The 8,799-nt window shown below is 44.4% G+C and carries 8 protein-coding genes and 2 pseudogenes; 8 read left to right on the plus strand and 2 right to left on the minus strand.

Annotated elements, in window-relative coordinates; translation table 11 throughout:
• Nucleotides 1-78: 78 nt before the first annotated feature.
• The 3 genes and pseudogenes from ACTIE0_RS20935 to ACTIE0_RS20945 all read left to right on the plus strand — a co-directional run.
• Nucleotides 79-1,326, plus strand: a pseudogene (locus ACTIE0_RS20935) (group II intron reverse transcriptase); the annotation flags it as partial.
• 88 nt (nt 1,327-1,414) lie between these two features.
• Entirely contained in the window at nt 1,415-2,401 is a 987-nt protein-coding gene (locus ACTIE0_RS20940; protein WP_006670669.1) for a transaldolase, read from the plus strand.
• Between the two features lie 240 nt (nt 2,402-2,641).
• Entirely contained in the window at nt 2,642-3,010 is a 369-nt protein-coding gene (locus ACTIE0_RS20945) for a cyclic nucleotide-binding domain-containing protein (protein ID WP_006616710.1), read from the plus strand.
• An 11-nt stretch (nt 3,011-3,021) separates the two neighbouring features.
• Here the strand turns inward: ACTIE0_RS20945 and ACTIE0_RS20950 are convergent, their stop codons facing one another.
• On the minus strand, nt 3,022-4,176 hold the full coding sequence (locus ACTIE0_RS20950; RefSeq protein WP_006620963.1) for an ATP-dependent 6-phosphofructokinase: 1,155 nt from the start codon (nt 4,174-4,176) through the stop codon (nt 3,022-3,024).
• Nucleotides 4,177-4,903: 727 nt separating this feature from the next.
• Between ACTIE0_RS20950 and gap the strand changes: the two genes are divergently transcribed.
• The 4 genes from gap (at nt 4,904) to hypB (ending at nt 7,265) form a co-directional block, all read left to right on the plus strand.
• On the plus strand, nt 4,904-5,926 hold the full coding sequence (gene gap / locus ACTIE0_RS20955) for a type I glyceraldehyde-3-phosphate dehydrogenase (protein ID WP_006620962.1): 1,023 nt from the start codon (nt 4,904-4,906) through the stop codon (nt 5,924-5,926).
• Nucleotides 5,927-6,048: 122 nt separating this feature from the next.
• Nucleotides 6,049-6,390, plus strand: a complete 342-nt coding sequence (hypA, locus tag ACTIE0_RS20960; protein ID WP_006620961.1) for a hydrogenase maturation nickel metallochaperone HypA — start codon at nt 6,049-6,051, stop codon at nt 6,388-6,390.
• An 81-nt stretch (nt 6,391-6,471) separates the two neighbouring features.
• On the plus strand, nt 6,472-6,678 hold the full coding sequence (locus ACTIE0_RS25060; protein ID WP_488193807.1) for a hypothetical protein: 207 nt from the start codon (nt 6,472-6,474) through the stop codon (nt 6,676-6,678).
• The gene (gene hypB, locus ACTIE0_RS20965) at nt 6,609-7,265 is read left to right on the plus strand and encodes a hydrogenase nickel incorporation protein HypB (protein ID WP_488193806.1); all 657 of its coding nucleotides are present in this window, start codon (nt 6,609-6,611) and stop codon (nt 7,263-7,265) included. The genes ACTIE0_RS25060 and hypB overlap by 70 nt, the downstream gene beginning before the upstream one ends.
• Here hypB and ACTIE0_RS20970 read toward each other — a convergent pair.
• On the minus strand, nt 7,245-7,391 hold the full coding sequence (locus ACTIE0_RS20970; protein ID WP_006670668.1) for a hypothetical protein: 147 nt from the start codon (nt 7,389-7,391) through the stop codon (nt 7,245-7,247). The two genes, hypB and ACTIE0_RS20970, sit on opposite strands and share 21 nt — an antisense overlap.
• Before the next feature lie 77 nt (nt 7,392-7,468).
• On the opposite strand from ACTIE0_RS20970, the pseudogene ACTIE0_RS20975 reads away from it, so the two are divergent.
• Nucleotides 7,469-8,722, plus strand: a pseudogene (locus ACTIE0_RS20975) (site-specific integrase); the annotation flags it as partial.
• Nucleotides 8,723-8,799 lie beyond the last annotated feature (77 nt).

Consider the following 8,799-nt stretch of genomic DNA (forward strand, 5'->3'; position numbering starts at 1 on the left):
GGAGCCGTGTGATGCGAAAGTATCAAGCACGGTTTTGAATGGGAGTGGGGGAAGGCGACTTCCCTCTCGACCCCTACAGATATAGCGAAATGTTTTGACCGAATAAACCATGATTATCTACTATCCAAAATTCATTGTCCGAGCAGCCTGAAGAAAGACCTGAAACAATGACTCAAAGCAGGTGTGCTAGATAACGGCGCATTTGAAGATACAGAAACAGGGACACCTCAAGGAGGGGTAATAAGTCCACTCCTAGCTAACATTGCACTGGATGGCATGGTTAGGTTAATTGAGAAACTGTATCCGAAAAGTACCAATGGTAAACCTTATGCCACGGTAATAAGATACGCCGATGATTTTGTGGTCATATCCAAAGACTTAGGAATCATTGAACAGTGCAAAACTGCTATTTCCGAATGGTTAAAACCTGTTGGACTAGAAATAAAACCTGAAAAAACTCGAATTTGCCACACACTCAATCCTATTGAGTACAATGGTAAAACAGAAAAACCAGGGTTCGACTTTCTTGGATTCAATATCAGGCAATACCCGGCAGGAAAATATAAATCTGGGAAACTTGGGGGAAGAAGAAAAGGAGGCTTCTTATTTAATAAAACCCCCCACAAACTATTAGGATTCAAAACTCACATAAAACCCAGCAACAAAGCAGTTAAAGCCCATACACAAACGATTAAAGGTGTAATAAAACAACTTAAAACAGCACCTCAATCAGCCCTGATTAGCAAGCTAAACCCGGTAATACGGGGATGGTCAAACTACTACTCAGGGGTAGTCTCATCAGAGACCTTCGTTAAGCTAGACCACACAGCGTGGCTAATGTTAAGGGCATGGACAGTATCAAGATGCGGAAAGGCAAACCACGAAAAGCTAGGAAACTACTTCCACAAAGGAACGGTTAAACTTAGCAATGGGAAAGAAAGACATGAATCTTGGTTATTCCAGACCGAAGATGGATTCCAACTATGGAAACATAATTGGACTCCGATTGTTAGACACACCCTAATACGCCCTGACGCAACACCATACGACGGAAACTGGACTTACTGGGCAACCAGAAAAGGACAAGCAATCGACACGCCCAACAGGGTAGCAAAACTACTCAAAAAACAAAAAGGTAGATGTACCTGGTGTGGACAGTATTTCGCACCATCGGATATAGTTGAAGTAGACCACATTGTACCTTGAAGCTCAGGCGGAAAGGATGAATACAAAAACCTTCAACTATTACATCGCCATTGTCACGATGATAAAACGGCACTAGATAACGCCAACGCTGTATCCTTAACAATGGAACAATCAGACTAGGAGCCGTGTGAAGGGAAACTTTCACGCACTGTTTTGAATGGGAGGGGGTAGAGGCGACTCTACTCTCGACCCCTAATAGGAGCTAAAAATGTCCAACACTTTGTTAAAACAACTGCGAGATTTTACTATTGTTGTTGCTGATACTGGGGATATCAAAGCTATTCACAACTTTACCCCCCAAGATGCCACTACTAACCCATCTTTGATTACAGCAGCAGCAGGGATGCCAGAATATCAAGGTATTGTTGATGATACCCTGAAACAAGCTCGCGCTGAACTAGGAACCGAAGCGACTCCGAAAGATGTAGCTACCCGAGCCACGGACCGTTTAGCCGTGGCTTTTGGGTTACAAATTCTGGAAATTATTCCGGGTCGCGTCTCGACAGAAGTTGATGCTCGTTTATCTTATGATACTGAAGGCACGCTCGCTACAGCTCGTTATCTGATTTCTGAATATGAATCCCACGGTGTTTCACGCGATCGCATTTTGATTAAAATTGCCTCAACTTGGGAAGGAATTCGCGCCGCCGAAATCTTGGAAAAAGAGGGAATTCACTGTAATCTTACCCTATTATTTGGATTTCATCAAGCTGTAGCCTGTGCTGAAGCTGGAGTGACGTTAATTTCTCCTTTTGTAGGTCGCATTTTAGACTGGTATAAAAAGAAGACCGGACGGGAAAATTATGCCCCTCATGAAGACCCTGGGGTGCAATCTGTTACCCAAATTTATAACTACTACAAAAAATTCGGCTATCCCACGGAAGTGATGGGAGCGAGTTTCCGTAATATTGGCGAAATCACTGAACTGGCTGGCTGTGATTTACTCACAATTTCTCCGAGTCTTCTTGAAGAACTTGATACTAAAACGGGAGATTTACCCCGCAAACTCGACCCCGAATTAGCTAAATCATCGGACATAGAAAAAATCTCAATGGATGGGTCAACCTTTGCTAAAATGCACAAGGAAGATCCGATGGCTTCCGAAAAATTAGAGGAAGGAATCAAGGGGTTTTCTAAGGCTTTAGAATCCTTGGAAGACCTACTCGCCGAACGATTAACTATCCTCGAAAGTTAGGAAACTTTAACCCATGCGGATTAAGAGTTATGACCTGTTGAGGACCCCGATGGAGATGGATTTATCACCCGTAAAGAATGGGCGGGAACCGATCCTGTTTCTCAGGATTTAGATGACAATAAGGATGGTCGGACTACTCCCCCTATCTTACTCCCTCTCCCAGAAGGAGAGGGAGTAAGATAGGGAGTTTTATTACCTGTTTCTCATTGTCCATTGTCAATTGTCAATTATCCATTAGCTATGTTAGAACCTGCACAAACTGTCCAAATTTTTGAAAACCTGCCGGAGCAGATTTTATCGGCCGGAGAGGTAATTTTTGAAGAAGGAGAACCCGGCGATTTAATGTACGGTATTCTTGAGGGGGAAGTAGATTTTGTGGTGAAGGGAAAAGTAATTGAAACCCTGAAAAAGGGGGATGTGTTTGGGGAAGGAGCCCTAGTTCATCCAGAGAAAACTCGCGCCTCTACAGCCATAGCGAAAACTGGCTGTAAACTGGCAACAATGGATGAACGGCGATTTTTATTCGCCATTCAACAGACCCCCCTATTTGCTTTACTGGTAATGAGAAGTTTCTCTAATCGCCTCCGTAATTTAAAGCGATCGCTTTAATTTCTCAGATATCAGTTCAGTATAGTTTCTGGGGTTTCAATATTGACATTATCCTGATGACCATTTTGGCTGGTGGAACAGGTACTGTGTATTTCTGATTCTTCTCCCAGATAGACACCAAGAGCCCTGGCTGTTTCTATCCAAAATCCATTAGGGTCAAGTAGGCGGGGGCTATTCTGAAATACCTTTTCGAGGGAGACGGTGACAACTTGGTGGTTGCTCCAAGCCACCATTTTGCCATAGTCCTCAGCCGCAATCACATCAACAGCAGTTTTACCAAAAGCGGTAGCCAGCAAGCGATCTTGAGAGGAAGGCGCACCACCCCGCTGGACATGACCAAGGACTGTAGCTCGCGATTCTACCCCTAGTGTAGTTTCAATTTCCGTAGCCACATATTCACCTATACCGCGTAATCGCACTTCTCCCAAAGCATCTTTATAAGACCGGGACTCTCCGCTGGTAGTTTTAGCACCTTCAGCGACGACGACGATCGCAAATTTGCGCTCCCATAAATTCCGTAACTGCTGTATGCGTTTACACAAACCAGAGACAGAATAGCGAATTTCTGGAATCAAGATAGCATCTGCGCCGCCAACAATTCCAGAATGTAGAGCTAAGTGTCCGGTGGTGCGACCCATAACTTCGACAACCATCACCCGATCATGGCTCGCAGCCGTACAGCTAAGGCGATCGAGGGAATCTAAAATTGTACTCACAGCGGAATTAAAACCCACCGAGAGTTCCGTACAAGCGACATCATTATCAATAGTCTTGGGAACCCCTACCAGGTTCATATTGCCCTTTTTCGCCAATTTGTGCAAAATGGCAAGGCTACCGTCTCCACCAATAGCGATCAGAGCATCCAATTCCAAGTCATGGTAGCCAGAAATTACCTCATCAGCTTGAGCCTCGGTATCTCCCTTATTAATGGACCCCAGAATAGTCCCACCCATACTCAGTAACGGGTCAATCCCATGGCGTTCTAATCCATAGCGGTTCAACACAACACTTTTACGCTCAATTAGGCCCTGGGTGGCATAGGGAATGCCCCGTACTTCCCAATTATATTCACAAGTAGCATAATTCACGACCGCGCGAATTACTGCATTCAGACCGGGACAGTCTCCTCCACTGGTCAAAATCCCGATACGCTTACGTTTAGTCATAATATGTAAGCCTCCAAAAGTTAGGAACTTCAATTCTTGCCGATCGCCTTCTCCCGGACAGTTCCAGGTTTTCCATCCCAATCTAGTTTTGGTTTTTGGCCAAATTGGTCGTCAACTTATGCAACCTGTCTTTAGGGATATGGGCAATCTTCCCGTTAAACTGGGCTATCTTGGTTAGTCTGGGCTTTAGTTCTTCGAGCCCATTGAGCCGTTGTTACCGTCACACTTCAAATCCTACAGCCAATCACACCAAAGGATGTATAATTTTGGTTTTTTTTAGTTTTTCTTAACCTGGGTTTAAACCCCGTTACTCAAATTTTACAACTAGATCATATCAGCCGATCGCCACTTATCTAGGAGTTGACAAAATCCCATAATTGTGCATAAATGATATCGGCAAATTTGAGGAAATCCTGACATCAGACCACTAATTTAATATTAATTTAAGATTCTTGGGATGCCCCGAAATTTGAGAAAAGCATATAGCTGTGGTAAGGTGGCTATGGTAATCTCCCCCTAGGGCGATCGCATACTTGTTTAACAATTAATAATTGTTTAAGCTGCATTACCAATCTGCTCTCTGTGGTAGAATACCAGCAGTTGAACTCTGTCCCTTGCTATTTTCTCGGCTAGAAAATTATTTCTAGCCCCAAAATTTTGCTGTTAAAACCAAGTTTTTGACAGTATTTAAACAGTGGTGTTATCCCAACGGAGGATTATCTGAATCATGACAATTAAAGTAGGTATTAACGGATTTGGTCGCATCGGACGCTTAGTCATGCGCTATGGTAGCAAACACCCTGACATTCAGTTTGTCGGCATTAATGATCTAGTCCCGGCTGATGCCTTAGCATACCTGTTAAAATACGACTCTACCCACAAACGTTTTGACGGTCAAGTAGAATCCCAAGATGAAGCCATTGTGGTTAATGGACAAACCATTCGCTGTACATCTATCAAAGATCCCACCCAACTACCATGGAAGGAACTAGGAGTAGATTATGTAGTAGAATCTACTGGCTTATTTACCAACTATGATGGCGCTTATAAGCACATCGAAGCAGGTGCTAAACGGGTAGTTATTTCCGCACCCACCAAAGACCCAGAAAAAGTCAAAACCTTAGTGGTTGGGGTTAACCATCAAGACTTCGATCCAGCTTCTCACCCCATTGTTTCCAATGCTAGTTGTACCACCAACTGTTTAGCGCCGATTTCTAAAGTTATTCAAGACAACTTTGGGTTAGCAGAAGGTCTAATGACCACAGTTCACTCTTTGACGGCGACTCAACCAACGGTAGACGGTCCTAGTCGCAAAGACTGGCGTGGTGGACGTGGTGCGACTCAAAACATCATCCCGGCTTCCACCGGAGCGGCTAAAGCTGTTACCCTAGTATTACCAGAACTAAAAGGCCGTTTAACTGGTATGGCTTTCCGGGTTCCCACTCCTAACGTCTCAGCGGTAGACCTAACTTTCCGCACAGAAAAAGCCACGACCTATGACGAGATTTGTGCAGCGATGAAATCGGCTTCCGAAGGTGCGATGAAAGGCATTTTAGGATACACAGATGAAGATGTAGTTTCTTCGGACTTTATTACGGACGGTCATTCTAGCATTTTTGATGCGGGAGCGGGAATCGAACTGAACTCTAATTTCTTTAAAATAGTATCTTGGTACGATAACGAATGGGGTTATTCCTGTCGCGTAATTGACCTAATGCTATCTATGGCTAAGGCTGACGGTTTACTGTAGTTACCATAGCGATTCTGGTTGGGAGACCCTACGCGATCACATCTTAGGGAAACCCGGTTTTGACAAAAATCGGGTTTCTGGTTTCCTAAAAACAAGTCTCATCTACATCGGAGTAAACGGCGATGCACGAAGTTGGTATTATGGAACAAACTTTAGCGATCGCCTTACAAAAAGCTAAAGAACAGGGCGCTAATCAGATTCACCGTATTAAAATGACAGTAGGCGCTGATTCTGGAGTAGCCGTAGAAGCCCTAGAATTTGCTTTTGATGTCGTGGTTGCTGGAACGATCGCCGCCAAAGCCAAATTCGAGATCGACTATCTCCCGGTTCGCTGTTACTGTCACCACTGTAATCAGGAATTTGAACCCAAAACCTGGTTTTATGAATGTCCCCAGTGTGGCGAACCCAGTCTTGACATTCGCCAAGGAAGAGAATTAGAACTGACATCCTTAGAGGTTTCGTAGTTATGTGTACCAATTGCGGTTGCGCCGTTACACCGGGAAACATCCACATTCACAGTCACGCAACAGATCACGATCACGATCATGGTCACGATCACGATCATGATCACCATCACCACCATGGTCACGATCACGATCATGATCACCATCACCACCATGGTCACGATCATCACCACCACCATGATCATAACCATGATCATCAGCACAGCGAACATCAAACAGTGGATGTTCACACAGCCATCCTTTCCAAAAATGACCGACTCGCGGAAAGAAATCGAGGCTTCTTTTTAGCGAAAAAACTGTTTGCGATCAATGTGCTGTCTTCTCCCGGTTCAGGAAAAACAGCATTACTGGAACGCACTTTATCAGATATGGGTTCCCGTCTCAATAGTGCGGTAATTGTGGGAGACCTGGAAACTGATAATGATGCTCAAAGGTTGCGACGAACCGGAATGCAGGTAGTGCAAATTACGACGGGAAGCGTCTGTCACCTGGAAGCGGAAATGATCTCCCAGGCTTTAAGTAAAATCAACCTGGATAATCTGCAATTATTATTTATCGAAAATGTGGGGAACCTAGTTTGTCCCGCCGCCTACGACCTGGGGGAAAATTTGCGGGTAGCTGTGTTGTCGGTGACGGAAGGAGAAGATAAACCCCTAAAATATCCGACTCTGTTCAAAACTGCCAATATAGCCATCATCAATAAAATCGACATTGCGGAAGCGGTAGGGTTCGATCGCGAAACTGCGATTAACAATATCCGCCGCATTGCACCACAAGCTGAGATTTTGGAGGTATCTGCTCGTACTGGGGAAGGTATGGAAGCCTGGTATGATTACCTGGAGAAGGCTTGTTCGTTAGAAGCGATCGCCATCTAAAATCAGGGATGGGGAGTCTGGAGACTTCCAACGAAGGACTCCACCATAGGTCGTCCCGTGAGTAGTAGTCACACAAAAAACCAGGGGGAATTCAGCCCCAGGGCGAACGATGGGATTCGAAGTCATCAGGATAGCTATAACCCCTATTCTACCGCCATTCTAATGCACTCAAAAGCGATCGCACATTTAGGAGTTAGTGCAAAATGAGTGCAAGTACAAACAGTACACATAGTGGTACATATCAAGGCTTTGAAGATATTCTTGAGTTTTTCAACCTATCCCGCAAACAATGTCCCAAAGGTGTCAGGATTAAGCGTAACCGGGGGACAATTCAGCTAGACATCACTACTGACCCGGAGACGGGAGGGCGTAAGCAGCGAGGATGTAATTGTCAGTTCACTTCTGAGGGTATCCGTAAGGCCGTTGATAAGGCTTGGTTAGTTCATAAATCCCTTGACGGACAATTTCAGTCGGTGTCTGAATGGCTGGACTGGTACAAGGCTACTATCCTTGATGAAAACAAAACCCCTTTGGAAAACGACTTAATCACCTATCGCCAAGTGTTTAAAGAGATGGAAGATGATTACTTTAATGGGGTACACAAGAACACTAAACGGAAGCGCTCTCGCGATATATCAAGTGACCAAAGTTCATTTAAACGCTGTTTTCTTACTGTGTTTAACAAAGTCACAGACTGGGATGTTTATGTGAGCTGGGATGGTATCAAAGAAGCACTGTATAGCCCATTACAGGACGGTAATAGTCCGGTAGGTCACAAAGACTTCAAAAATCGTTACTATCGATTAAGACAAGTAGCAGAACGTGCTGGCTGCAAAAAAGCACTAGAGAAATGAGAAAAGATTGACCCCGCCCAGACAGTGTTTACTAAGTCCCAAAGTATAGATTTAGATACCTTGCTAGGTTTGCTAAATAAGGAACGCAACACTGATTATCGTTCTGTCACAGAAAATCAAGTACGTGATGGCTGGTGTTGGGTGTCGGCAATGTGTGCTTTATACGGGTTGAGACCATCAGAGGTCGCGGCAGTACAAAACCTAAACAAGGTAGTCAAGATTGACGGTATCACTTTCCCGGCCATATCTGACCCTAACAACCTTGAGTTAGTGTTGGTTATTGGTGAGTTTACTTACTTTGGTAGTAGCACCAAAACAGGTCAACGGTTGGCTATCCCAATGTCAAAAGACAAGGCTTTGATTGACCGTCTTGGGATTCATAACGTTTGTTTGCCTATTACAACATCTAAAGACCCTAATGGTTTTAATAATAACCACAGGTTATGGCTTAAACGTCACGATTGGGGCTTTACTCAAGCATTAGCTTTCCGACATCTAGCCAACCAATTAGGTGAGATGAATGGGATACCGCAGGAAATCAGAGCACGTTCATTTGGTCACAGTGTTGCGGTCAATGACAGCAAATATAGCACAAGACAGAATACTTAGGACGTATAATGGAGAGGACGAGATGACTAAGAAGACCAAAAATGCCAGCCCCCTATAGTTACGACCTCAGA

Source organism: Limnospira sp. (genome assembly GCF_051859755.1).
Taxonomy (GTDB): domain Bacteria; phylum Cyanobacteriota; class Cyanobacteriia; order Cyanobacteriales; family Microcoleaceae; genus Limnospira; species Limnospira fusiformis.

Bases quoted from the DNA above. Each gene is read 5' to 3' on its own strand.
- ACTIE0_RS20940 (WP_006670669.1), top strand. From the start codon at position 1,415: ATGTCCAACACTTTGTTAAAACAACTGCGAGATTTTACTATTGTTGTT.
- ACTIE0_RS20970 (WP_006670668.1), bottom strand. From the start codon at position 7,391: ATGACTTCGAATCCCATCGTTCGCCCTGGGGCTGAATTCCCCCTGGTT.
- ACTIE0_RS20945 (WP_006616710.1), top strand. From the start codon at position 2,642: ATGTTAGAACCTGCACAAACTGTCCAAATTTTTGAAAACCTGCCGGAG.
- ACTIE0_RS25060 (WP_488193807.1), top strand. From the start codon at position 6,472: ATGGTCACGATCACGATCATGATCACCATCACCACCATGGTCACGATC.
- ACTIE0_RS20950 (WP_006620963.1), bottom strand. From the start codon at position 4,176: ATGACTAAACGTAAGCGTATCGGGATTTTGACCAGTGGAGGAGACTGT.
- hypA (WP_006620961.1), top strand. From the start codon at position 6,049: ATGCACGAAGTTGGTATTATGGAACAAACTTTAGCGATCGCCTTACAA.
- gap (WP_006620962.1), top strand. From the start codon at position 4,904: ATGACAATTAAAGTAGGTATTAACGGATTTGGTCGCATCGGACGCTTA.